This is a genomic window from Telmatospirillum sp. J64-1 (genome assembly GCF_006980715.1).
In the GTDB taxonomy this organism is placed as follows: Bacteria; Pseudomonadota; Alphaproteobacteria; order Rhodospirillales; family Magnetospirillaceae; genus Oleiliquidispirillum; species Oleiliquidispirillum nitrogeniifigens.
The window spans coordinates 49,378-73,025 of record NZ_SBHN01000023.1 but is presented as its reverse complement, the minus strand read 5'-3'; the positions used below and the strand labels follow the sequence as shown (position 1 = coordinate 73,025).

General features: G+C 64.8%; 19 protein-coding genes. 9 read left to right on the top strand and 10 right to left on the bottom strand.

Annotated features, from left to right (window positions below; genetic code table 11):
- Positions 1-96 precede the first annotated feature (96 nt).
- Together polA and EPD66_RS19290 are read right to left on the bottom strand one after the other, a co-directional pair.
- Complete coding sequence (polA, locus tag EPD66_RS19295; RefSeq protein WP_142850155.1) at positions 97-2,865, bottom strand: DNA polymerase I; 2,769 nt, start codon at positions 2,863-2,865, stop codon at positions 97-99.
- 117 nt (positions 2,866-2,982) lie between these two features.
- Positions 2,983-3,162, bottom strand: a complete 180-nt coding sequence (locus EPD66_RS19290; protein WP_142850154.1) for a zinc-finger domain-containing protein — start codon at positions 3,160-3,162, stop codon at positions 2,983-2,985.
- Between the two features lie 125 nt (positions 3,163-3,287).
- On the opposite strand from EPD66_RS19290, the gene EPD66_RS19285 reads away from it, so the two are divergent.
- Both EPD66_RS19285 and EPD66_RS19280 read left to right on the top strand, forming a co-directional pair.
- Complete coding sequence (locus EPD66_RS19285; protein WP_142850153.1) at positions 3,288-4,247, top strand: ABC transporter ATP-binding protein; 960 nt, start codon at positions 3,288-3,290, stop codon at positions 4,245-4,247.
- Positions 4,248-4,525: 278 nt separating this feature from the next.
- The gene (locus tag EPD66_RS19280; protein WP_255448585.1) at positions 4,526-5,404 is read left to right on the top strand and encodes an alpha/beta hydrolase; all 879 of its coding nucleotides are present in this window, start codon (positions 4,526-4,528) and stop codon (positions 5,402-5,404) included.
- Positions 5,405-5,560: 156 nt separating this feature from the next.
- Here EPD66_RS19280 and EPD66_RS19275 read toward each other — a convergent pair whose 3' ends face one another.
- A complete protein-coding gene (locus EPD66_RS19275) occupies positions 5,561-5,770 on the bottom strand; it encodes a cold-shock protein (protein ID WP_142850152.1) in 210 nt (69 codons plus the stop codon).
- 210 nt (positions 5,771-5,980) lie between these two features.
- The gene (locus EPD66_RS19270; protein ID WP_142850151.1) at positions 5,981-7,186 is read right to left on the bottom strand and encodes an MFS transporter; all 1,206 of its coding nucleotides are present in this window, start codon (positions 7,184-7,186) and stop codon (positions 5,981-5,983) included.
- A gap of 147 nt (positions 7,187-7,333) precedes the next feature.
- Between EPD66_RS19270 and EPD66_RS19265 the strand changes: the two genes are divergently transcribed.
- The gene (locus EPD66_RS19265; RefSeq protein ID WP_142850150.1) at positions 7,334-7,738 is read left to right on the top strand and encodes a hypothetical protein; all 405 of its coding nucleotides are present in this window, start codon (positions 7,334-7,336) and stop codon (positions 7,736-7,738) included.
- Between the two features lie 58 nt (positions 7,739-7,796).
- On the opposite strand, the gene EPD66_RS19260 is transcribed toward EPD66_RS19265, so the two are convergent.
- On the bottom strand, positions 7,797-9,071 hold the full coding sequence (locus EPD66_RS19260; protein WP_142850149.1) for an EAL domain-containing protein: 1,275 nt from the start codon (positions 9,069-9,071) through the stop codon (positions 7,797-7,799).
- A 5-nt stretch (positions 9,072-9,076) separates the two neighbouring features.
- Positions 9,077-10,342: a hypothetical protein gene (locus EPD66_RS19255; protein ID WP_142850148.1), complete on the bottom strand. Its 1,266-nt coding sequence runs from the start codon at positions 10,340-10,342 to the stop codon at positions 9,077-9,079.
- 226 nt (positions 10,343-10,568) lie between these two features.
- Here EPD66_RS19255 and EPD66_RS19250 point away from each other — a divergent pair, with 226 nt between their 5' ends.
- The 4 genes from EPD66_RS19250 to rfaE1 all read left to right on the top strand — a co-directional run bounded on the left by EPD66_RS19250 (position 10,569) and on the right by rfaE1 (position 15,566).
- Positions 10,569-11,285 (top strand): metallophosphoesterase, encoded by a 717-nt coding sequence (locus EPD66_RS19250; RefSeq protein ID WP_255448584.1) that lies wholly within the window; start codon positions 10,569-10,571, stop codon positions 11,283-11,285.
- 56 nt (positions 11,286-11,341) lie between these two features.
- Positions 11,342-12,283 carry a UDP-glucuronic acid decarboxylase family protein gene (locus EPD66_RS19245; protein ID WP_142850146.1) on the top strand — a complete coding sequence of 314 codons (942 nt, stop codon included), beginning with the start codon at positions 11,342-11,344 and terminating at the stop codon, positions 12,281-12,283.
- 114 nt (positions 12,284-12,397) lie between these two features.
- Complete coding sequence (locus tag EPD66_RS19240; protein ID WP_185961515.1) at positions 12,398-13,996, top strand: PAS domain-containing sensor histidine kinase; 1,599 nt, start codon at positions 12,398-12,400, stop codon at positions 13,994-13,996.
- A gap of 103 nt (positions 13,997-14,099) precedes the next feature.
- Positions 14,100-15,566, top strand: coding sequence for a D-glycero-beta-D-manno-heptose-7-phosphate kinase (gene rfaE1 / locus EPD66_RS19235; protein ID WP_142850144.1), 1,467 nt, complete (start codon positions 14,100-14,102; stop codon positions 15,564-15,566).
- Between the two features lie 363 nt (positions 15,567-15,929).
- On the opposite strand, the gene EPD66_RS19230 is transcribed toward rfaE1, so the two are convergent.
- The 4 genes from EPD66_RS19230 to ccrA all read right to left on the bottom strand — a co-directional run bounded on the left by EPD66_RS19230 (position 15,930) and on the right by ccrA (position 20,794).
- Positions 15,930-16,763, bottom strand: coding sequence for an ABC transporter permease (locus EPD66_RS19230; protein WP_142850143.1), 834 nt, complete (start codon positions 16,761-16,763; stop codon positions 15,930-15,932).
- Entirely contained in the window at positions 16,760-17,509 is a 750-nt protein-coding gene (locus EPD66_RS19225; protein ID WP_142850142.1) for an ABC transporter ATP-binding protein, read from the bottom strand. Before EPD66_RS19225 ends, EPD66_RS19230 begins: the two co-directional genes overlap by 4 nt.
- A gap of 89 nt (positions 17,510-17,598) precedes the next feature.
- The gene (locus EPD66_RS19220; protein ID WP_142850141.1) at positions 17,599-19,263 is read right to left on the bottom strand and encodes an acyl-CoA dehydrogenase family protein; all 1,665 of its coding nucleotides are present in this window, start codon (positions 19,261-19,263) and stop codon (positions 17,599-17,601) included.
- Positions 19,264-19,507: 244 nt separating this feature from the next.
- Positions 19,508-20,794, bottom strand: a complete 1,287-nt coding sequence (gene ccrA / locus EPD66_RS19215) for a crotonyl-CoA carboxylase/reductase (RefSeq protein ID WP_142850140.1) — start codon at positions 20,792-20,794, stop codon at positions 19,508-19,510.
- 252 nt (positions 20,795-21,046) lie between these two features.
- Between ccrA and EPD66_RS19210 the strand changes: the two genes are divergently transcribed.
- Both EPD66_RS19210 and EPD66_RS19205 read left to right on the top strand, forming a co-directional pair.
- Complete coding sequence (locus EPD66_RS19210) at positions 21,047-23,059, top strand: protein meaA (protein WP_142850139.1); 2,013 nt, start codon at positions 21,047-21,049, stop codon at positions 23,057-23,059.
- 280 nt (positions 23,060-23,339) lie between these two features.
- Complete coding sequence (locus EPD66_RS19205) at positions 23,340-23,564, top strand: hypothetical protein (protein ID WP_142850138.1); 225 nt, start codon at positions 23,340-23,342, stop codon at positions 23,562-23,564.
- Positions 23,565-23,648 lie beyond the last annotated feature (84 nt).

Genomic DNA, 23,648 nt, shown 5'->3' with positions numbered 1-23,648 from the left:
TGTCTGCTGTCGTTCACATTGTTTTGGTTTTGCGCCGCCTCCCATTCTCTCCGTCACCTCCGCTTGCGCGGGAATGACGGGAGAAAGAACAGAAGCCTAATGCGCGAGCGCCCAATTCTCCGCCGCACCGGTCTCGACCACCAGCGGCACGTCCAGGCTGGCGGCGCTTTCCATCACCTGCTTGACCAGGGCACGGGTGGCCTCGACCTCGGCATCGGGCACTTCGAAGACCAATTCGTCATGCACCTGCAGCAGCATCTTGGCCGACAGCCCCGCCGCGGCCAGGGCCGGAGGCAGGCGCAGCATGGCGCGCTTGATGATGTCGGCGGCCCCGCCCTGGATGGGCGCGTTGATGGCCGCGCGCTCGGCGAAGCTGCGCATGGCGCCGTTGCGGTCCTTGATGCCCGGCGTGAAGCATTTGCGGCCGAAGGGCGTGGTCACGAAGCCCTTTTCTCGCGCCTCTTCCTTGGTCCGCTCCATATAGTCGCGGATTTCCGGATAGCGGGCGAAATAGGCCTCGATATAGCGCTTCGCCTCGCCCTGGGGGATGCCCAGCTGGTTCGCCAGGCCGAAGGCGCTGATGCCGTAGATGATGCCGAAATTGATGGCCTTGGCCTGACGGCGGATCATCGGGTCCATACCCTCGACCGGCACGCCGAAGACCTGGCTGGCGGTGACGGCATGAATGTCGGTGCCCTCGTGGAAGGCCTGTTTCAGCCCCTCGATATTCGCCACGTGGGCCACCAAGCGCAGCTCGATCTGCGAATAGTCGGCCGACAGCAGCTTGCAGCCCTCGGGCGCCACGAAGGCGCGGCGGATCTTGCGCCCGTCCTCGCTGCGGATCGGGATGTTCTGCAGGTTCGGGTCCGAGGAAGACAGGCGGCCCGTCGTGGTGACGGCCATGGAATAGCTGGTATGGATGCGCCCGGTCTTCGGATTGATCTGGCCGCCCAAGGCATCGGCATAGGTGCTTTTCAGCTTGGCCAACTGGCGCCAGTCGAGCACGCGGGCGGGCAGGTCGTGGCCCTGGGCGGCAAGGTTTTCCAGGATATCGGCGCCGGTGGAATAGGCCCCGGTCTTGCTTTTCTTGCCGCCGGGCAGGCCGAGCTCGTCGAACAGGATCTCGCCCAATTGTTTGGGCGAGCCGATATTGAACGTGCGCCCGGCCAGTTTGTGGATCTCTTCCTCGAAAGTGGCTAGACGGCGGCCGAAATCCTCGGACAGGGCCTTCAGCTCGGCGGCATCGACCTTGATGCCTTCGCGTTCCATGGCGGCCAGGACCGGCACCAGGGGGCGTTCCAGCGTCTCGTAGACCGTGACCATGTGCTCGGCCACCAGGCGCGGCTTGAGCAGGCTGTGCAGGCGCAGGGTGACGTCCGCATCCTCGGCGGCATAGTCGAGCGCCCGGTCCAGCGGCACCTTGTCGAAGGTGATCTGCGCCTTGCCGGTGCCGCAGACATCGGCGAACTTGATGGTTTCATGGTTCAGGTGCAGCGAGCACAGCTCGTCCAGCCCGTGACCATGGGCGCCGCCGTCCAGCACGTAGGACAGCAGCATGGTGTCGTCGATGGGCGAGACCGCCAAGCCGTGGCGGTCCAGGACCTGAAGGTCGTATTTGATGTTATGCCCGACCTTCAGCACGGCGGGATCGGCCAGCAGCGGCGCCAGCCGCTCGACCGCTTGGTCCAGCGGAATCAGGCGGACGGCCTCGGCATTTTCCTCGGGCGCGGACAGCGCAAGGCTGCCCTGGGCCTCGGTCGGGGTGTGGCGCAGTGGGATGTAGCAGGCCTTGCCCGGCGCGACGGCCATGGAAATGCCGACCAGATCGCAGCTCATGGCGTCCAGGCCGGTGGTCTCGCTGTCCAGGCCGATGATTCCGGCCTTGCGGGCCAGGGCGATCCACCTGTCCAGGTCCTCGACGGTCAGGACCAGTTCGTATTCGGGCTTCACCGGGGCGGCGGCGGGGGCGATCTCGGCCCGCACCGCGCCCTTGGCGGCGAGATGGCTCTGCACCCGGCCCAGGATCGACTTGAAGCCCTGCTGGCTGAGGAAGTTCAGCAGGAATTCCGCATCGGCCTGGCGCACCGCCAGGCTTTCCATCGGCTCGGGCAGCGGGCAATCGACGCAGAGGCGCACCAATTGCTGCGAGATGCGGGCGGCCTCGGCATTGTCGAGCAGGGTCTGGCGGCGCTTGGGCTGCTTGATCTCGCCCGCGCGGGCCAGCAGCGTTTCCAGGTCACCGTAATCCTGGATCAACTGGGCGGCGGTCTTGATGCCGATGCCGGGCACGCCGGGGACGTTGTCGGTGGGATCGCCCGCCAGGGCCTGGACATCCACCACGCGCTCGGGGCCGACGAAGAATTTCTCGCGCACCTGATCGGGGCCGATGACGCGGTTCTTGATGGGGTCGAGCATGTCCACCCGCTCGCCTACCAATTGCATCAGGTCCTTGTCCGAGGACACGATGGTCACGCGCGCCCCCCGTTCCACCGCCTCGCGGGTATAGGTGGCGATCAAGTCGTCGGCTTCGTATCCCTGCAATTCCAGGCAGGAGACGTTGAAGGCCCGCGTCGCCTCGCGGATCAGGGGGAATTGCGGGATCAGCTCTTCCGGCAGTTCGGGGCGGTGGGCCTTGTACTGCGGGTAGATGTCGCTGCGGAAGGTGGGGCCGCTGGCGTCGAAGATCACCGCCAGATGATCGGCATCCGTGTCCTGCAACAGCTTCATCAGCATATTGACGAAGCCGTAGACCGCATTGACCGGGGTGCCGTCGGCACGGGTCATGGGCGGAAGAGCGTGGAAGGCGCGGAAGATGAATCCGGAGCCGTCCACGAGGAAGACGTGGCGGGGGGTGGTCCCGCTCATGCGCGCACCTACGATCTAGCGTCCCGCGGCAGGCGGCTCTGGCGCAAGCCGGGGACAGAGGGGAAGGGAAGGGCTTTAAAAACGGACCTGGCGGGCTTTAATGATGCCAAGTCCGGCTCAATGATGATCGTCCTTGGCGCCCGGCAGCAGCTTGTAGGTGCGCGAGCAATAAGGGCAGACGACTTCGGTGTCGCCGGGTTTGAAGGTCATATAAATCATGGGATGACCCAAGGGGCCGCCGCCGCCGTCGCATGCGACGGTCTTGGTCTTGACCTCGATCACTTCCTGCTGCTGCATGATCACGCCTCGTAGAGGTAGGGGGATGCCTATCCGTTTGACCGGTATGATGGGCGGATGATACCCATGTGCGCCCCAGGTTCAACGACATCTTGTATAGCCAAACCGAGTTAGGGCCACCATAGATGAGCGATGCGCTTCCCACCAATGCCGTCGAGATCGACGGACTGAACAAAATTTATCGCGGTCGCGGGGCGCCCAAACATGCCCTGCGAGACGTGTCCCTGGCGATTCCGCGCGGCTCCTTCTTTGCCTTGCTGGGCCCCAACGGTGCCGGAAAATCCACCCTGATCAACATCCTTGCCGGTCTGGTGACCAAGAGCACGGGCAGCGTGAAGGTGTGGGGCCACGACATCGACAAGGCCGAACGCCAGGCCCGCCTCGCTATCGGCGTGGTGCCGCAGGAGTTGAACCTCGACCCCTTCTTCACGCCGCGCGAATTGCTGGAGGTCCAGGCGGGCATGTATGGCGTGCCCAAGTCCCAGCGCCGCACCGACGAAATCCTGGAAGCGGTGGGACTGACCGACAAGGCCGATTCCTATGCCCGCACCCTCTCGGGCGGGATGCGGCGGCGCCTGCTGGTGGCCAAGGCCATGGTCCATTCGCCGCCGATCCTGGTGCTGGACGAGCCCACCGCCGGGGTGGACATAGAATTGCGCCAGAATCTGTGGGCCTATGTGCGCCAGCTGAACATGGCCGGCACCACGGTCGTCCTGACCACCCATTACCTGGAAGAGGCGGAAGAGCTCTGCGACGAGATCGCCATCATCGACCGGGGTGAGGTGGTGGCCTGCGAGCCCAAGCAGAAACTGCTCCGCCGCCTGGATTCCAAGGTCCTGCGCATCACGCCGGACCGACCGCTGACGGCGGTGCCGGGGGAATTGTCGCCCTTCTCGGCCGAGCTGGATGAGGAAGGCCGCTTGGTCTTCCACTACAAGCCCAGCCGCACGCCCATCGACGCCATCCTTTCGGCCTGCCATGCCGGCGGGCTGGGCGTGGCCGATCTCTCGACCGAGGAAGCCGACCTCGAGGACATCTTCCTGCAGCTCACAGGGACGGCCCGTGACGCGCAAAAGGAGAGGTAGAAACGGGACGCTGGCTTCACTGGGGGCATACCTTATATTGGGTAGACGAAGACGCGGCGGCGGTTGTCTCCGCGCTGGCCCCCAGATTCCATTGGTAGAGCCCGCTTGTGAAAAACGTCCGTCCGACGCCTTTCAAACACGCTTTCCGCGTCCTTGTCGTCCTGGCCGCCGCAGCGATGATCGCCTGCACTTCGCAGGGGCAGCCCTTGGGAGTGTCCTTTTCTCCCCCTTCCGTGAGAGGGGAGGAGGGGATCTCGGCGGCTGCCAAGGCGCCGGCCTTGCCCCTGCGCTCCTGGTTGCCGGAGGGACAGGAGGTGACGGCGGCGGTGGTGGCGCTGCACGGCTTCAACGATTATTCCAAGGCCTATACCGGCGCCGGCGAGCATCTGTCGGCGCGCGGCGTGGCCGTCTATGCCTATGACCAGCGCGGCTTCGGCCAAGCGCCTTTCCCCGGCATCTGGGCCGGGGCCGATGCCCTGGTCGAGGATGCCAAGCGCATGGTCGCCATGGTGCGCGAACGCCATCCCGGCGTGCCGGTCTATCTGCTGGGGGAAAGCATGGGCGGCGCGGTGGTCATGGCGACCATGACCCGTCCCAACCCGCCCGAGGTGGACGGCGTGATCCTTTCCGCCCCGGCGGTCTGGGGGCGTTCGACCATGAATCCCTTCCAATCGGCGGCGCTGTGGGTGGTGGCCAATACCTTCCCCAGCCTGAAGCTGTCGGGCAAGGGCGTCATCAAGGTCACGCCCTCGGACAATATCGAGATGCTGCGCGCCCTGTCCCGCGATCCGCTGGTGATCAAGGAAACCCGCGCCGATGCCATCTATGGCTTGGTCGATCTGATGGATGAAGCCCTGGCGGCGGGCCGCCGCCTGACCGTGCCGACCCTGGTGCTCTATGGCGAGCGCGACGAGATCGTGCCGCCGCGTCCGACCTTCCGCATGATCAGCGAATTGCCGCGCAACGGCGCCAGCCCGACCGTGGCCCTCTATCCCCAGGGCTATCATCTGCTGATGCGCGACCTGCAGGCCGAGGTGGTGCTGAACGACATCGCCGCCTGGATCAACAATCCCGGCCAGCCTCTGCCCTCGCGCGCCGATCGTCGGGCGGCCGAGAGACTGGCCGAGCAGCAGGAGGCCGGCGGGCAGCGCAGCTGAGGACGCCGCATCGCGGCTCAGACGGCTGACAACCCCTTTTTTCCTCGTCACTCCCGCGGAAGCGGGAGTCCATGGAGCCGGCAGAGGCGTTCATAGCCAAAGAAAAAGGGGCGGCCGAAGCCGCCCCTTGATCTTTTCCGGCAAAGGCTGCCGCGCTTAGATTTCGCGCAGGTTGCCGGCCGAGGTCTTGCCGCTGCGCTGGTCGCGCTGGGCCTCGAAGGACAGCTTCTGGCCTTCGCGGAGGTTGCCCAGGCCGGCGCGCTCGACGGCGGAGATGTGGACGAAGACGTCGGCGGTGCCGTCGTCAGGCTGAATGAAGCCGTAGCCTTTGGTGCTGTTGAACCATTTCACGGTGCCAGTGGACATGGATGTCTCCCTTTCCGGCGTTTCCCCACACAGAATTATGAGGGGAGCAATCAAATTCGTCAGGGGAACATCAGGGTCGTCACTGAAGAACGTGACCTGTCTTCGGCCCAAAGCAAACTCGATGGGTAGAAACATAGGGGGCTTGCCGAGGGGCTGCAAGCGAGCATTTGGGAATTATTTTTCCTCATTCGCGGCCACGCCCCCATGCTTTCAGCGGTTGCCGCCGGCCAGACGGACGGAATCGGGGTGGGCGCGCAGCCTGCTCATGGCCCAGACACCCAGGAAGGGGCCGATGGCGAGGCTGGCGAAGGCATAGCGCCAGCTCACCTGTTCCGCCAGCCAGGGCACCAGATGGATGGTCAGCAGGGTCAGCAGGAAGCCCAGGCATGTCTGCACCGTCAGCATGGTGCCGATCTGCGAACGGTCCGACAGTTCCGCGACGCTGGCCGAGAATTGCGCGGAATCGGCGACGATGCTGGCCCCCCAGACCAGGCACAGGGCGACCAGCAGCCAGGGATGGGCGCCGAACAGGAAGCCGACGAGCAAGGCGCAGCTGCCGCTGACCGCCATCGCCAGCATGGTCAGGGTGGTGCGTCCCCAACGGTCGGCGAAAAAGCCTCCGGCCAGGCTGCCCACCGCCCCGGCGGCCACCGTCGCGAAGGCCGCGAGGCGCGACCAATAGGCGGCGTCGCTGCCCGGCATGGAAAGCTCGAAACTGGCATGCAGGAAGACGGCGATCCACGCCCACATGGCGTAGAGTTCCCACATATGGCCGAGATAGCCGAGATTGGCGAGGCGGATGGATTTCACCTGCCAGGCGCGCAGGGCCATGCCGGGCGTGAAGCGGGGGGCGGGGCCGAGATTGGGGCCCAGACGAACAAAATTGATTATCACCGCCGCCCCCAGCGCGGCCAGGGAGGTGGCGCCGATGGTGAAGCGCCAGTCGATGCCGCCCAGGGCGTTGAACAGATGCGGCGAGGCCGAGCCGAAGGTCAGTGCGCCGACCAGGATGCCGACCAGCAGCCCGACATCTCCCTTGGCCCAGCTTGCCGCCATCTTCATGCCGACGGGATAGATCCCAGCCATGCACATGCCGGTGACGAAGCGCAGCAACGTCACCGAATAGGATGTGGGATCGGCCACCAGGATCAGGGCATTGGCGCCACCCGCGACCAGGGCGCAGGCCATGAAGAAACGGCGGGGATCGAGGCGGTCCGCAAGGCCCAGCAGGGCGCTGGCCAGGGTGCCGGCGACGAAACCGGCCTGGACGGCGCTGGTGAACAGCGAGGCGTGGAAGGGCTCCAGCCCGTATTCCGCACGCAAGGACGGCACCACGGCCGAGGCGGAAAACCACAAGGCCAGGGCCAACACCTCCGATGCCGCCAGCAAGGCCAGCGACGGCCATTTCCCAGACATGCTTCCTCCGGCGCGCTTTCTTGCGCGTTCGTATCAACCGTTACAGCTTAGCTTCTGGCGGGGCCGGTGCAAGCCTTCCCTCCCATTCGTCATTGCAGGATGGGCTGCTACGGGCTACCACGGCGCGGAGCGATTTGGAGAGCCTTCATGCGTAGCTGCGGACCCTGCACCATCTGTTGCCATTTCTTCCGTGTGCCGGAAACCGGCAAGCCGGAAAACCAATGGTGCGGGCATTGCACCGACCGGGGCTGCGCCATCCATGAGACGCGGCCGCAATCCTGCCGGAACTTCGAATGCTTCTGGCTGATGGAGGAAAACTTCCCCGAGGACATGCGCCCCGACCTCTGCGGCATCGTCGTCTCCTTCAACGACGACAAGGACAGCGTTGTGCTGCATGTGGACCCCGACCGCCCCGAGGCGCTGGGCGAGGAGGCCGGGGAAGCCTGGGTCGAGGCGCTGCTGAAATCCTATCGGCGCCTCTACATCGTCTGCGGCGAGGACCGCATGATGCTGGATCGCGACGAATTGCTGGGGAACGGCGCGTCGGAATAGGACCGTCGCGAAGGGCGGGGCGGGCCAAAAGCCTTTTCAGGCGGTAACGGCTGAAGCCTTACCGTATCCGCCCGCGCACGAAGCCGCCGTTGCGGCGGCGCATTTCCGCCGCCAGCAGATTTTCCACATGGCGGCCCTGGAACAGGGTGATGCCGAGGCTGTGGCCCAGGGTGATGGCTTCCTGGGTGTCGCAGCGGCACAGGATGACGCGGCTGGGGCCGGTGCGCTCGATGGCCTCGGCCAGGCGTTCGCGGCTTGCCTGGTTGCCCTGTAGCATGTCGTCGTCCCACACCACCTTGACCAGGTCGGCGCCCAGCCGTCCGCGATCGATGAAGGGCAGGGTCATGTGGTTCATGCCGTCGATGCAGATGCGGTAGCCGCGTTCGTGGGCGAAGTCGCGGGCGAAGAGATAGGCGCCCAGGTCGGCGAAGATGTCCACCTTCTGCAATTCCAGAACGATGGTTCCGCGCGCTCCGGCCTTGATGTTGTCGTCGAAGGTCAGGAAATCGGGCGACAGCAGCGTGGCGACGTTGAGATTGATGCTGACATTGCCGGCGATGGTGCGGTCGTCATGCTTGTTCAGCAGGGCCAGCACGCGGCGGTCCAGCGTTTCCGTCAATTGCTGGAACAGCCAGCGCGAGGAATTGAGGTTGACGTTGGGCAGCAGGGTGTCGCGCAGATCGGCGATCGAGATGAAAAGCTCGTTGAAGACCGGTTCGGGCGCGCCCTTGCCGACGATGGCGCAGATGGCCTGGCGGCGCAGCAGGTTGGCGAGGTCGGCCTGGACCAGCGCCTGTTCGCAACGGGCCAGCAGTTCCGGCGTCAGGTCGTCTGTGCTGCGCGGGCGCGAACGGGCAACGTTCGCCCCCTGGGATTTCTGCAATTCCTGGGCGCGGCGCTGTTCTTCCTCGGCCACCATGCGGCGGCTCAGCTCGATCACCTTGTCGTAATCCTTGGCCAGCGCATACCAGGTGGCGAAGACGCCCTGGCGGTCCTCGGTGTCGTCGGCCAGCATGGGGTCGTCGGAGAACAGGAAGCGTAGCTTGATGATCGCCGCTTCCACGTCATCCAGCGCCGCCTCCTTGAAGACGAACATCAGGTCCGAATTGCCCAGCACGAAGATCTGTCCCTTCAGCATGCGGACCAGGCTGTCGAAGGTATTGGCGGCAATGCGCACGTGATGCTCGCGCCGGTTCTGCGCCATCAGCCGCGAGAGATGGATATGGACGGCGTGGCGGTCCTTGCGGTGCTTGTCGAGCCGGTTGAGGTAATCGAGAAGCAGGTGTTCCTGCGCCGGAAGGCGCTGCTGGATCTGGGTCTTCTGCACTGTCATAGCCATTATCGCCGCGGTGCCTGCATCCGGGGGAAAGCGTCGAGTCGGGTCAGGTCGCCGCATTCGGCCCGCGGCGCGCCGGACAGCACGCCGCGCCGGCTGATGCATTGCCCCAGCGTGCAGCCCAAGGGCTTGCCCTGGGGACATCCGGCCATGGTATAGGCGGCCAGCATGGCGTCGACATAGCGGCCCTGGAACTTGGTGATGCCGGTTTCCATGCCCCAGCGTATGGCGCTTTCGGAATCGCAGCGGGCCAGGATGGCCTTGTCCAGGCCGAAACGCAGCAGGCCTTCCTGCACCTCTTCGCCGGTGCCGCCCTCGGTATAGTCGGGGCTCCAGTTCAGCTTGACCAGATCGGCGCCGTATTGGGTGATGTCGGAGAATTGCAGCGACAGCGGGTTGAGGCCGTCGAGCAGGACCCGGTGGCCCCGTTCCTGCAGCCAGTCGCGGGCGAAGAAGAAGGCGCCGAGATCCGAGAAGACGTCGATCAGCTGCACTTCGACGATCAGCTTCACCCGCTTTTCGATGGCGGCGACGAATTCCTTGAAGCTGGGATTGATGGTGGTGCCGACATTCAGGTTGACGCTGGCCGCCGGAGGCAGGGATTTCAGCTTGAGGTCGGACAGCACGCCCAGCATGCGGCGGTCCAGCGTCTCGCTCATATGCTGGAACAGCCAGCGATTGCCGAGAAGCCCGGTATCGGGCGCGACCGCACGCTGCAGATCGGCGACCGAGAAGAAGAATTCCTGGAAGATGACCCCGGCATGGGAGCCGGTGGCGATGTCGATGGCGGCCTGCCGGCGCACGAAGGGCGAGACGTCGATGGTGCCCAGCTGGTGCAGCAATTCGCCCAGGCGCTTGGGCTCCAGCGGCGGCAGGGAAGCCCCCTCGGGCTGCTGCTGGCGCATGCGGCGGCGGGCTTCCTCGTCCATCTCGCGCGCCATGGCGAAGAAGGCCTCGTAATCCTCGGCCAGTTCGTACCAGGTGCAGAAGCGGTCGCGGCCGTCGCCGGAATCGGAGAAGGTCAGCGGGTCCTTGGCGAACAGCGCGCGCAATTTGTAGACGAGTTCATCCAGGTCGCGCAGCGGCACGTCGCGGCACAGTAGGACGATGTCGGAATTGGTCAGCAGGAACAATTGCGACCGATGGCCGTTCACCAGGGGATCGAACATGCGCAAGGCAATGCGCAGATGCGCGTCCTGCCGGTTGTAGGGGCGCAATTGGGACAGGTGCAGGTGGATGCCGATCCATCCCTGGCGAATCTTGGACAAACGTTCGGCGGCCTGAAAAAGCAGCGCCTCTTGGGTTACCACTTCCTGCTTTGCGCCGAGTGGGCCTTGCACCGTCGCGTTCATCCCCCGTGCCTTTCGTCGCTACCCATCTGCCCCGCTTGCCGCGCACGGGTAGACGGCCGATGTTACGGCAAAGTCATAGCATCGTGCACCGTTTACAACCAGAGGAGAAATGTTTTTCAGCCCGATCAAGAGAGCAGCCCGCATGTCTTGTGTTCCTGACGGCAGTATTGTCTACGCCATCGGTGACGTCCACGGCCGTGCCGACTTGCTGGATTCATTGCTCGCCCTGATCGAAGACGATGCCGAACAGGCCAGCGCCTCGCGGCGGCTGGTGGTTTTCCTGGGCGACTACATCGATCGCGGCGCCCATTCGCGCGAAGTGCTGGACCGGCTGGTGGCCGGTCCCGCGCCCGGCTTCGAATGGAAAACCCTGCGGGGAAATCACGAGGATTTCCTTCTGCGCTTCCTGCAGGGACAGGCGGTGGGGCCGACTTGGCTGATCAATGGCGGGCTGGAAACCCTGGGAAGCTATCTGGGGGAAACACCGGAAATGCCGGCCACTCTGGGCGAAACCGAGGCCCTGCGGCTGGCGCTGGAGGCGGCCCTGCCTCCGGAACACAAGGCTTTCCTGGAAGGGCTGGCGGTCAGCCACCAGGAGGGGGACTACTTCTTCGCCCATGCGGGCGTGCGGCCCGGGATTCCGCTGGAGCGCCAGAATCCGGCGGACCTGATGTGGATCCGGGGCGACTTCCTCGAATCGAAGGCGGATTTCGGCAAGGTGGTGGTGCACGGCCATACCATCGTCCCCCGCCCCGAGACACGCACCAACCGCATCGGCATCGATACCGGTGCCTATGCCAGCGGACGACTGACGGCGCTGGCGCTCGAGGGAGAGCGCCAGCGGTTTCTACAGACTTGAAGGCGGCGCCTTTCCGGGCGCCCCTCCCTGAACCCGGCTAAGGAGGCGCAAGGACTATGCAGGTTTCAAAACGCATTCTCGTCACCGGCGGGGCCGGCTTTCTGGGCTCCCATCTTTGCGAGCGTCTTCTGGCCGACGGCCATGACGTCTTGTGCGTCGACAATTACTTCACCGGCCGGCGCGAGAATGTGGCCCGTCTGATGGACAATCCCCGCTTCGAGGTCATGCGCCACGACGTCACCTTCCCGCTTTATGTGGAAGTGGACGAAATCTACAATCTCGCCTGCCCGGCCTCGCCCATCCACTACCAGTTCGACCCGGTCCAGACGACCAAGACCAGCGTGCATGGCGCCATCAACATGCTGGGCCTGGCCAAACGCACGCGGGCCAAGATCTTCCAGGCCTCGACCAGCGAGGTCTACGGCAATCCGCTGGTCCATCCCCAGGTCGAAGCCTATTGGGGCAACGTCAATCCCATCGGCCCGCGCGCCTGCTACGACGAGGGCAAGCGCTGCGCCGAGACGCTGTTCTTTGACTATCACCGCCAGCACAATGTGGAGATCCGCGTGGCGCGCATCTTCAACACCTATGGCCCGCGCATGCACCCTAATGACGGCCGCGTGGTGTCGAACTTCGTCGTCCAGGCGCTGAAGGGCGAGCCCATTACCATCTATGGCGACGGCCAGCAGACCCGTTCCTTCTGCTATGTGGACGACATGATCGAGGCCTTCGTCCGGCTTATGGACCATCCCAAGCTGACCGGGCCGGTCAATGTGGGCAATCCCGGCGAGTTCACCATGCTGGAACTGGCCGAGATGGTGCTGCGCCAGACCAATTCCCGCTCGCGCATCGAATTCAGGCCGCTGCCGGTCGACGACCCGACCCAGCGCCGTCCCGACATCACCGTGGCGCGCGAGGAAATGGGCTGGGAACCCAAGGTGCCGCTGGAAGACGGCTTGCGGGAGACGGTCAATTATTTCCGTCAGATGATGATGTAACCGTCCAGGCCCGTCCGCGGCGGGTGCGGGTGGCACGATTTTTCCTTCTATGTTAATAGGTTCTATCCGGCCATACTGTCTGCGGGGATGGCCTGGAGGCTATTTGAGGGAAAAATGTCGTCGCTACGTTTCCTGCCGACGGACGTTGCAGGCGAGGCACTGGGCATGGTGCTGGACGAGGGCGCCTTTGGCGATTTCCTCGATGCCGTGCCGGCCCATGTGGCTGTCCTTGACCGCAAAGGCACGGTTCTCGCCGTCAATGCCGCCTGGACCCGCTTTGCCGCCCTCAACGGCATCGACCCGGCCCTTTCCGGCGTGGGTGCCGATTATCTTTCCCTCTATGCCGCGATCATGAGGAATGATCCCGCCGAGGCGGAGGAGATCGTCCAGGGGGTCCGCTCGGTCCTGGACGGCCTTCTGGCGAATTACCAGATGGAATACGCTTTCCTCGCCGGTCCGGTGAGGCGCTGGTTCCGCTGCTATGTCTCCCCGTTGCATCGCAAAAGGCTGCCGGGCACGCAAGGGGACGGCACGGAACGGGTGCTGCAGGGGGCGCTGGTGATGCATGTGGACATCACCGACCGCAAGCTGGCCGAGGAAGAGGCCCTGCTGGCCGCCGAACGGATCCGGCTGATCGCCGATTCCGTACCGGCCCTGGTTTCCTATGTGGATGCCGACGAAATCTTCCAGTTCGTCAATCGCCGCTACGAGGAATTCTACGGCCTGCCGGCCGAGGATATCGTCGGCAAGCGCCTGTCCGATCTGCTGGGCGAAACCGTCTATAACCGTATCAAGCCCGATGTCGACAGGGTGCTGGCGGGGCATCCGGCGCGGTTCGAGGGCATCTCACAGGTGGACGGCGAAAGCTGGTACTGCGCCAATCTGGTGCCGCATGTCAGTGCCGACGGACGGGTGCTGGGATATTTCACGCTGGTCCAGGACATCAGCGAGCATAAGCGCCTGGAGCAGGAACTAACCGAGGCCAAGGCCCGGGCCGAGCGGAACAATGCCGCCAAGTCCGATTTCCTGGCCAATATGAGCCACGAATTGCGCACGCCGCTCAATGCCATCCTCGGCTTCTCGGAAGTGCTGACGGGGCAGTTCTTCGGTCCGCTGGGGCATGCCCGCTATGCCGAATATGCCGCCGACATCCATTTCTCGGGGCAGCATCTGCTGGGGCTGATCAACGACATCCTGGACCTGTCCAAGATCGAAGCCGGGCGCATGGAACTGCACGAGGAACGGGTCGATCTGGACGAGGAAATCCGCCATGTCCTGTCGATGCTGGCCGATCGGGCCGCGCGCGGCGGGGTGAGCCTGCAGCGCGACCTGCCCGAACGGATGCCCGCGGTGCGGGGGGATGTGCGGCTGCTGCGCCAGGCGCTGCTGAACCTTCTGTCCAATGCCGTCAAGTTCACGCCGCCGGGCGGCTGCGTGGTGCTGGGAATGCGCCATGAGGACGGGATGCTGTGCCTGGAGGTGCGGGACAACGGCATGGGCATTCCCGCCGACAAGATCGCCACCGTGCTGGAGCCCTTCGGGCAGGCGGGCAATAGTGCCCTCAGCGGGGAACGCGGCACCGGCCTGGGCCTGCCCTTGGCGCGCCGCTTCATCGAATTGCATGGTGGGCGGCTCAACCTGTCCAGCACGGTCGGCCGGGGCACGACCGTGACGATCATGCTGCCGCTGGAACGGGTTCTGGCGGACCGGTAACCCTCTCTTTACGTCTTTCCTGCACCCTTCCGCTTGCGCGGAAGCGTCAGTTGCGCTAGGGCAAGCCGGCTGCTTTGCCGCGCTTGCCGAAGGACCCGATTTCATGACCGACCAGTCCCTGCTTGCCGCCCATGTGGAAAATCTGAACGGGGCCGCCGTGCTCTGCGTCGGGGATGTGATGCTCGACCGCTTCGTCTATGGCGAGGTGGAGCGCATTTCCCCCGAGGCGCCGATCCCCGTGCTGCGCATCCAGCGCGACAGCACCATGCTGGGTGGTGCCGGCAACGTGGTGCGCAATCTGGTGGCCCTGGGGGCGGCACCGGCTTTCGTCTCGGTGATCGGCGACGACGTGGCGGGGCGCGACCTGGCCGGGCTGGTCGGCGAGCATTCCGATGTCGATCCCTGCCTGGTGGTGGAGCAGGGGCGGCAGACTACGGTGAAGATCCGCTATGTCGCGGGCAGCCAGCAATTGTTGCGGGCCGACCAGGAAACCTCGGCGCCGCTGTCGGAACATACGCGCGAGCAGCTGATCCAGCATGTCGAGCGGCTGGTGGGCGAGGCTTCGGTCCTGCTGCTGTCGGATTACGGCAAGGGTGTCTTCTCTCCGACCGTGCTGCAACGGCTGATCGCCGCCGCCCGTGTTGCCGGCAAGCCGGTGATTGTCGATCCTAAGGGCACTAACTACACCATCTATCGCGGCGCCAGCCTGCTGACGCCCAACCGCAAGGAACTGGCCGAGGCGACCAAGATGCCGGTCGGCAGCGATGACGACATCGTCACGGCGGCGCGCTGGCTGATGACCAGCTGCGAGGTCCCCGCCGTGCTGGTCACTCGCAGCCAGGACGGCATGACCCTGGTGACCGAGGACGGCGCGGTGCGCCACCTGCCCGCCGAAGCGCGCGAGGTCTTCGACGTCTCGGGCGCCGGGGACACGGTGATCGCCACCGTCGCCGCCGCCGTCGCGGCGGGCGTGCCGCTGGAGGATGCGGCGCGGCTCGCCAATACCGCCGCCGGTATCGTGGTCGGCAAGGTCGGGACCGCCGTCGCCTATGCCGCCGATCTTATCGCCGCCCTGCATCACAGCGATCTCACCAGCGCCGAAAGCAAGGTGCTGACCCTGGAAGCGGCGAAGGACCGCATCGCGCAATGGCGCCGCAAGGGCCTGCGCGTGGGCTTCACCAATGGCTGCTTCGACCTGCTGCATCCCGGCCATGTCTCGCTGCTGGCCCAGGCCCGGGCCGCCTGCGACCGGCTGGTGGTGGGGCTGAATTCCGATGCTTCCGTCTCGCGCCTGAAGGGCCCCCAGCGTCCCGTCCAGTCGGAAGCCGCCCGCGCCACCGTGCTGGCCTCGCTGTCCTCGGTTGATGCGGTAGTGATCTTCGGCGAGGATACCCCCTTGCGGGTGATCGAGGGCTTGCGCCCCGACGTGCTGGTCAAGGGGGCGGACTACACCATCGACAAGGTGGTCGGCGCCGACTTGGTCCAGGGCTGGGGCGGGCGCGTGGTGCTGGCCGAATTGCAGGCCGGTTTCTCGACCACGGCTACCGTGGCGCGGATAGCCCAGCGCTGATCCAGCTTCCGCCGAAGCAAAACCTCCGAACCTTTCCGGGTTGCCGTGCGTTCACTTTCTAGAACGTGATGCAGGGACGCTGCCTCACGCTCCGGGAAGATTTTTGCGCCCTGTCCAAGTGCGCGCCTCCGCGCGCTTGGCCGCTCCAAAGGAAGGAGGCTCGGATGTTCGAATTCATCGGTAAGACGGCGCTGGCGATTTTCGTGATCGGGCTGCTGGTCGTGATCGGATTGATCGCGCTTCTCGTCTCGCTGTTCTGATGTCGAGGAGGTAACGATGTTCGGTTGCCTCGGTCGCACCGTTCTCATCATTTTCCTGATCGGCCTGATCGTCGTGGTCGGGCTGCTCAGCCTGATCTTTTAGTCATTCGCCCATATTCAGCAGCAGGCCGCGCTTGCGGGCGATGTGGTGGACCCACAGGAACAGGATTGTGGCGCTGCCGAGATAGAGGGCGTTCAGCGCCACAGCGTTGAACAGCAGGTCCCAGCGGAAGCCGTGGCCGAACAGGACCGAGCGCATGCCTTCGAAGACGTGGGAGGCCGGCAGCGCCCAGGCGACGGGTTGCAGCCAGTGCGGCAGCACCTCGATTGGATAGTAGATGCCGCTCAACGGCGCCAGGGCGAAGATCAGCGCCCAGGCCAGGCTTTCCGCGCCCAGGCCGAAGCGCAGCACCATGGCGGAAACGGCCAGCCCCACCGCCCAGCCGGTGACCAGCAGATTGCCGAAGAAGGCGACCAGCGGCAGGCCCAGGGTGAAGATGTTGTAGTGATAGAGCGGGATCGCCAGCAGGGCGGCGGGCAGCAGGCCGATGGTGGTGCGCAGCAGGCTCATGGTCATCAGGGCGACGACCATCTCGCCGGGGCGCAGGGGGCTGACCGCCAGATGGCCCAGGTTGCGCGACCACATCTCTTCCATGAAGGACAGCGACAGGCCCAGATTGCCCCGGAACATCACGTCCCACAGCAGCACGGCGGCCAGCAGTACGCCGGCTGCCTGCGCCACCCAGTCGGAATGGCCGGCGAAGAACTGGGTGATGAAGCCCCACATGACCATCTGCACGGTGGGCCAATAGGCCATCTCAACAAGGCGGGGCCAGGACCCGCGCAGCACGAAGACATGGCGCAGCACCAGGGCGTAGACCCGTCGGGGCGAGAAGCCCGACCAAGTGCTGGCATGATGGCGGACCTGCCGGGTCATTGCACGGCCTCGTCCTTGCGGCGCGAGCGGGCGATGTCGAGGAAGACGTCCTCCATGGTCTCGCGGCCATAGCGCGACAGCAGGTCCTGGGGCGATCCCTGATCGACGATCTCTCCGGCACGCATCATCAGCACGTTGTCGCACATGCGCTCGACCTCGGTCATGTTGTGCGAGGCCAGCAGGATCGTCGCGCCGGTGCGTTGCTGATAGGCCTGGAACCAGCCGCGGACCCAATCGGCGGTATCGGGGTCGAGCGAGGCGGTGGGCTCATCCAGAAGCAGCAGATCAGGCTCGTTCAGCAGGGCCTTCGCCAGCGCCACCCGCGTCTTTTGCCCCGCCGACAGCTTGCCCGCCGGGCGTTTCAGCAGGTCCGTCAGGTCCAGTTCCTCGGCCAGTTGCGCGATGCGCTGCTTAAGGTTGCGGATGCCGTAGAGATGGCCGTAGACGACCAGATTCTCGCGCACGCTCAGGCGATGGGGTAGGTCGACATAGGGCGAGGAGAAATTCAGCCGCGGCAGCACCCGGTGGCGGTGGCGTACCATGTCCTCACCCAGCACGCGGATGCTGCCCGAACTCGGCAGCAGCAGCCCCAGCAGCATGGAAATGGTGGTGGTCTTGCCCGCGCCGTTGCCGCCCAGCAGGGCCGTGGTGGAGCCTGCGGGCACGGAAAAGGACAGGCCGCGCACCGCCTGGACAGGCCCGAAGGACTTGGTCAGGTCGCGGACATCGAGGGCTGCTTCGGTCATCGCCCGAATATGGGGCGGATTCTCCGGCGGCACCAGGGGGTTGGTGCAGGGGAGCGGCTCCCCCCTCGAATGCCGCTCCCCTGGTCAGGTCACCGCCCCAGCAAGCCGCGGGCGATGACCTGGGCCTGGATCTCCGCCGCGCCCTCGAAGATGTTGAGGATGCGGGCATCGCAGAGGATGCGGCTGATCGGGTATTCCTCGGCATAGCCGTTGCCGCCGTGGATCTGCAGGGCGTTGTCGGCGCAGGACCAGGCGACGCGGGCGCCCAGCAGCTTGGCCATGCCGGCCTCGATGTCGCAGCGCTTGTCGCTGTCCTTCTGGCGCGCCGAGAAATAGGTGAGCTGGCGGGCGATCATGATTTCCACGATCATCCAGGCCAGCTTGCCCGAGACGCGGGGGAAGGCGTAAAGCGGCTTGCCGAACTGGATGCGTTCCTGGGCGTAGCGCATCCCGGTTTCCATGGCACATTGGGCCACGCCGACGGCGCGGGCGGCGGTCTGGATGCGGGCCGATTCGAAGGTTTCCATCAGCTGCTTGAAGCCCTGGCCCTCGACACCGCCCAGCAGGTTGGCAGCGGGCACTTCGAAACCGTCGAAGCCCAACTCGTATTCCTTCATGCCGCGATAGCCCAGCACCTTGATCTCGCCGCCGGTCATGCCCTGGGCGGGGAAGGGATCCTCGTCGGTGCCGCGCGGCTTTTCGGCCAGGAACATGGACAGGCCGCGCCAATCCTTGCTGTCGGGATCGGTGCGCACCAGCAGGGTCATCATGTCGGTGCGGGCGGCATGGGTGATCCAGGTCTTGGCACCGGTGACCTTGTAGACGTCGCCTTCCTTGACCGCGCGGGTGCGCAGGGAGCCGAGGTCCGAGCCGGTATTGGGCTCGGTGAAGACGGCGGTGGGCAGGATCTCGCCCGAGGCGATCTTGGGCAGGTAATGCCGCTTCTGCTCCTCGGTACCGCCCAGGCGGATCAGTTCGCCCGCGATTTCCGACCGGGTGCCCAGGCTGCCGACGCCGATATAGCCGCGCGAGAGTTCCTCGGTGACCACGCACATGGCGGTCTTGCCCATGCCAAGCCCGCCATATTCCTCGGGCAGGGTGAGGCCGAAGACGCCCATCTCGGCGACCTGCTCGACCACGTCAAGCGGGATCAGTTCGTCCTTCAGGTGCCATTCATGGGCATGGGGGATGACCTGTTCCTCGCTGAAGCGACGGAATTGGTCGCGAATCATCTCCAGCGTCTCGTCGCCCAGGCCCAGTGCGCCGAAATTGCCGTCGGCGGCCAGTTCGGCGATGCGGTTACGCACGGCGGCGGTATTGCCGTTCTCGCGCAGGGCCGCGATTTCCGGGCTGCTGAGCTTGTGGCGCTGGGGGGCTGCGATGCCGAAATCGGCGGGGCGGACCACTTCGCCCTGGCTCATGGGGATGCCGCCGAAGATCTGGTCGAGATATTCGCCATAGGCGGCCTGAAGGATCAGGCTTTCCAACTCGCCCAGCTTGCCCTCTTCCTTCAGGCGCTCGGCCCAGCCCAGCATCTGCGCCAGGGCTTCCACATAGGTCGCCAGCCAGGCATAGCCATGGGCGGCGAATTGGTTGGCCTCCAGCAGGGCGCCGTCGATCTTTCCTTGCGGCGCCACGAGCTGGAGCACGCCCTGCTTGGCCGCATCCTGCACTTTGCGGATGGAGCCGAGGGCGGAGGCACAAAGGGGCAGAAGGTCGGCGAGAAGCACATCCTGCGGAGCGATGGCATTCATGGGTGTGGTCTCCGATGGAAAGGCGGGTGGGGCGGAAGCATCCTCCGGCCCCTTACTGGTTTGCGCGGACAGAGCTTGTGAAAGAAACGATTGAGCGCCAGGCATCCTTCGAGACGGCCCTGCGGGCCTCCTCAGGGTGAGGTGTCTTTCTCTGACAATTAGCCTCATCTTGAGGAGCCGCGAAGCGGCGTCTCGAAAGGTGCAGGCGGGCCAAAAGCGTTTCTTTACGATTCTTCACAAAACATCAGCCCTCGATGCATTCCTCGATGGTGCGGCGGCCCGGGACTCGGGCCTGGACCAGGACGGCCATGTTGCCGGGCTTGTGTTCGTTGCGCAGCATCTTCATATGCGCGGCCGGGATGTCGTCCCAGGCAAAGACCTCGGACATGCAGGGGTCGATGCGGCGTTCGATCACCAACTGGTTGGCCTGGGCCGATTGCAGCAGGTTGGCGAAGTGGCTGCCCTGGATGCGCTTCTGGCGCATCCACACGAAGCGGGCGTCGAAGGTCAGGTTGAAGCCGGTGGTGCCGGCGCAGAACACCACCATGCCGCCGCGCTTGACGACGTTGCAGGACACCGGGAAGGTGGCCTCGCCGGGATGTTCGAAGACGAAGTCGACGTCGTTGCCCTTGCCGGTGATCTCCCAGATCGCCTTGCCGAATTCGCGCACCCGTTTCATGTAATCGGCAAAGACGGCGGGGTCGCCGTCGACATCGGGCAACTGGCCCCAGCAGTTGAAGTTCTTGCGGTTCAGCACGCCCTTGGCGCCCAGCCCCATCACGAAGTCGCGCTTGTCCTCTTCCGAGATCACGCCGATGGCATGGGCGCCCGCCGTCGCGATCAGCTGGATGGCCATCGAGCCCAGCCCGCCCGAAGCGCCCCAGACCAGCACGTTCTGGCCGGGCCGCAGGATATGCGGGCGATGGCCGAACAGCATGCGGTAGGCGGTCGCCAGCGTCAGGACGTAGCAGCCCGATTCCTCCCAGGTCAGATGCTTGGGGCGGTGCATCAATTGCTGGGCCTGGACGCGGGTGAACTGGGCGAAGGAGCCGTCGGGCGTCTCGTAGCCCCAGATGCGCTGGCTGGGCGAGAACATGGGGTCGCCACCATTGCATTCCTCGTCGTCGCCGTCGGTCTGGTTGCAATGCACCACGACCTCGTCGCCGACCTTCCAGCGCTTCACCTTGCTGCCGACCTTCCAGACGATGCCCGAGGCATCCGAACCGGCGATATGGTAGGGCGCCTTGTGGTAGTCGAAGGGAGAGATGGGTTTGCCGAGCGAGGCCCAGACGCCGTTGTAGTTGACGCCTGCGGCCATGACCATGACCAGCACTTCGTTGCTGTCGATCTCGGGCGTCTCGACCACTTCGCATTGCATGGCCGTGTCGGGCGTGCAATGGCGCTCGCGCCGGATCGCCCAGGCATACATCTGCTTCGGGACATGGCCGAGCGGGGGAATCTCGCCGATCTCGTAGAGATCCTTCTTCGCCTGGCCGGGCCGGGGTTCGACCATTTGCGCCGCTTCGCTCATGCCGATTCTCCTTCCTTGGTCGAGGGCGCCCGCCAAAGGCTGGAAGACGCCGCACGACACCCCAATCTCAATCCCACAGGCTGTGAGCTGCCGGGACTTCTCGCTCTCTTGTAGCGTTTTGCCCCTTTCTTCGCAATGCACAAAATGATAGTTTATTTCGCACAGGCAAGGTACTAAGTAATTTTTTGTCGCCATCTGGCGACAATAGGTAGCATACGACCGCTGAAGTATTCGCTTTCGTGGAGTTATAGGATGATCCCCACCCCCGCCGCCGAACCCCGAAAGGATATACCTTCGCGCGAAAAGCCCTGGCTTTTCCGTACATATTCCGGCCATTCCTCGGCCGCCGAAACCAACAAGCTGTTCCGCACGAATCTTTCGCGCGGCCAGACCGGCCTGTCGGTCGCCTTCGACCTGCCGACGCAGACGGGATATGATTCCGATCATGTCCTGGCGCGGGGCGAGGTGGGGAAGGTCGGGGTGCCGGTCAGCCATATCGGCGATATGGAAACCCTGTTCGAGGGCATTCCCCTGGACAGGATGAACACCTCGATGACCATCAACGCGACGGCGGCCTGGCTGCTGTCGCTCTACATCGCGGTGGCCGAGCGCCAGGGCGCGGCGCGTTCCTCGCTGGCGGGCACCACGCAGAACGACATCATCAAGGAATATCTCTCGCGCGGGACCTACATCTTCCCGCCCGAGCCCTCGATGCGCCTGACGGCGGACGTCATCTCCTTCACCTACAAGGAGGTGCCGAAATGGAATCCGATGAACGTCTGCTCCTACCACCTGCAGGAGGCAGGCGCCACGCCGGAACAGGAACTGGCCTTCGCCCTGGCCACCGCCCAGGCGGTGCTGGACACGGTCCAGGCCTCGGGCCAGGTGCCTCCGGCCGATTTCGCCCAGGTGGTGGGGCGCATCAGCTTCTTCGTGAATGCGGGCATCCGCTTCATCACCGAAATGTGCAAGATGCGCGCCTTCACCCAGCTGTGGGATGAAATCTGCCGCGAGCGCTACGGCATCGAGGACGCCAAGATGCGCCGCTTCCGCTATGGCGTGCAGGTCAATTCCCTGGGCCTGACCGAGCAGCAGCCGGAAAACAACGTCTACCGCATCCTGCTGGAGATGCTGGCCGTCACCCTGTCCAAGGATGCCCGTGCCCGCGCCGTACAGCTGCCCGCCTGGAACGAGGCCCTGGGCCTGCCGCGTCCCTGGGACCAGCAATGGTCGCTGCGCCTGCAGCAGATCGTCGCCTTCGAGACGGACCTGCTGGAATATGGCGATATCTTCGACGGTTCCCGCGTGATCGCTGAGAAGGTCGAGGAGTTGAAGCTGCTGGCGCGCGAGGAACTGGCCCGCATCGATGCCATGGGCGGCGCCATCGCGGCGGTGGAATCCAGCTACATGAAGCAGAAGCTGGTGGAATCGAATACCCGCCGCATCGCCGCCATCGAGGGGGGCGAGCAGATCGTCGTCGGCGTCAACAAGTTCACCGATGCCGAACCCAGCCCGCTGACCACGGGCGAAGGCTCCATCCTGACCGTCGATCCCGCCGCCGAACAGGCCCAGATCGAAAGCCTGAAGGCCTGGCGGGCCAGCCGCGACGGCCAGGCGGTGGAGAAGGCCCTGGCCGAGCTGCGTGCTGCCGCCCAGGAAGGCCGCAACATCATGGAACCCTCCATCGCCTGCGCCCATGCCGGTGTCACCACCGGCGAATGGGCGGGTCTCCTGCGCGAGATCTTCGGCGAATACCGCGCCCCGACCGGGGTGGGCCGTGCCGCCTCGCATGCCGGACGCGACGACATGAAGGCGGTGCAGGGCCGGGTCGAGGAAATCTCCGCCCAGCTTGGCCGCCGCATCAAGATGCTGGTGGGCAAACCCGGCCTGGACGGCCATTCCAACGGGGCCGAGCAGATCGCCGTGCGTGCGCGCGATGCGGGCATGGAAGTGGTCTATGAAGGCATCCGCCTGACCCCGGCCCAAATCGTCAATGCCGCCCTGGAAGAAGGCGTGCACGTGGTCGGGCTGTCCATTCTGTCGGGCAGCCATGTGCCCTTGGTCACCGAAGTGCTGGACCGCATGCGCAAGGCGGGGCTGGGCGACATCCCGGTGGTGGCGGGCGGCATCATTCCGCCCGAGGACGAGAAGACCCTGCGGGCGGCGGGATGCGCGCGCATCTACACCCCCAAGGATTACGATTTGACGGCGATCATGCGCGATATAGTAGAATTGGTGGGCGAGAGCGGTCAAAAGGCGGCGTAAGAAAGAAACGGCAAGGGAAGAAACGATTTCACGCTTTCATCCGAAAGGATTGCCGTTCTTTCGCCATCTGAAGTGTTTCAGTCTTCGTCTTCGATCCCCACTGTAATTATACGGAAGCGCGCTCCTCGTTTTCTCATCGGCGCGGAAAAGCGATCCGTACCGCCAGGCTTCTCTCTCTCTTTGGCGGTGGGTTTTGAAGGCCATTACGCTCCTCTCTCTCCGGGCGGGGGTGGGTTGTCCCGCCTCCGCCTATTTTCTGACGGAATGCCGCGGAGGATTGATGAAGACTGAAATCGCGATCACCAATCGTCACGGGACCAAGCGCATCATCGCCCAGGTCAACGAACCCGATCACTGCGGCGATGACCTGATCATCGCTCCTGGCGAAACCGTTGTGGCGGCATTGAACAACGGCACGACGATCTCCCTGAGGGAGATGCCGGTCACGGACGGGGAAACCATCGACGTTCTTCACACTCTAGGGCTCGCCCAGGCGGCGGAATGACGGCCCGGCAAGAAATGGCACAATAGGGATGGAAGCAGGGAGGGAGATTCGGTCTCCCCGGACCTCCCTCCGGAAAGCTGCCCA

Coding starts and splice junctions, on each gene's coding strand:
- rfaE1 (WP_142850144.1), top strand. CDS start 14,100: ATGACCGACCAGTCCCTGCTTGCCGCCCATGTGGAAAATCTGAACGGG.
- EPD66_RS19285 (WP_142850153.1), top strand. CDS start 3,288: ATGAGCGATGCGCTTCCCACCAATGCCGTCGAGATCGACGGACTGAAC.
- EPD66_RS19245 (WP_142850146.1), top strand. CDS start 11,342: ATGCAGGTTTCAAAACGCATTCTCGTCACCGGCGGGGCCGGCTTTCTG.
- EPD66_RS19270 (WP_142850151.1), bottom strand. CDS start 7,186: ATGTCTGGGAAATGGCCGTCGCTGGCCTTGCTGGCGGCATCGGAGGTG.
- ccrA (WP_142850140.1), bottom strand. CDS start 20,794: ATGAGCGAAGCGGCGCAAATGGTCGAACCCCGGCCCGGCCAGGCGAAG.
- EPD66_RS19240 (WP_185961515.1), top strand. CDS start 12,398: ATGTCGTCGCTACGTTTCCTGCCGACGGACGTTGCAGGCGAGGCACTG.
- EPD66_RS19250 (WP_255448584.1), top strand. CDS start 10,569: ATGTCTTGTGTTCCTGACGGCAGTATTGTCTACGCCATCGGTGACGTC.
- EPD66_RS19265 (WP_142850150.1), top strand. CDS start 7,334: ATGCGTAGCTGCGGACCCTGCACCATCTGTTGCCATTTCTTCCGTGTG.
- EPD66_RS19205 (WP_142850138.1), top strand. CDS start 23,340: ATGAAGACTGAAATCGCGATCACCAATCGTCACGGGACCAAGCGCATC.
- EPD66_RS19220 (WP_142850141.1), bottom strand. CDS start 19,263: ATGAATGCCATCGCTCCGCAGGATGTGCTTCTCGCCGACCTTCTGCCC.
- EPD66_RS19290 (WP_142850154.1), bottom strand. CDS start 3,162: ATGCAGCAGCAGGAAGTGATCGAGGTCAAGACCAAGACCGTCGCATGC.
- polA (WP_142850155.1), bottom strand. CDS start 2,865: ATGAGCGGGACCACCCCCCGCCACGTCTTCCTCGTGGACGGCTCCGGA.
- EPD66_RS19275 (WP_142850152.1), bottom strand. CDS start 5,770: ATGTCCACTGGCACCGTGAAATGGTTCAACAGCACCAAAGGCTACGGC.
- EPD66_RS19210 (WP_142850139.1), top strand. CDS start 21,047: ATGATCCCCACCCCCGCCGCCGAACCCCGAAAGGATATACCTTCGCGC.
- EPD66_RS19225 (WP_142850142.1), bottom strand. CDS start 17,509: ATGACCGAAGCAGCCCTCGATGTCCGCGACCTGACCAAGTCCTTCGGG.
- EPD66_RS19260 (WP_142850149.1), bottom strand. CDS start 9,071: ATGACAGTGCAGAAGACCCAGATCCAGCAGCGCCTTCCGGCGCAGGAA.
- EPD66_RS19230 (WP_142850143.1), bottom strand. CDS start 16,763: ATGACCCGGCAGGTCCGCCATCATGCCAGCACTTGGTCGGGCTTCTCG.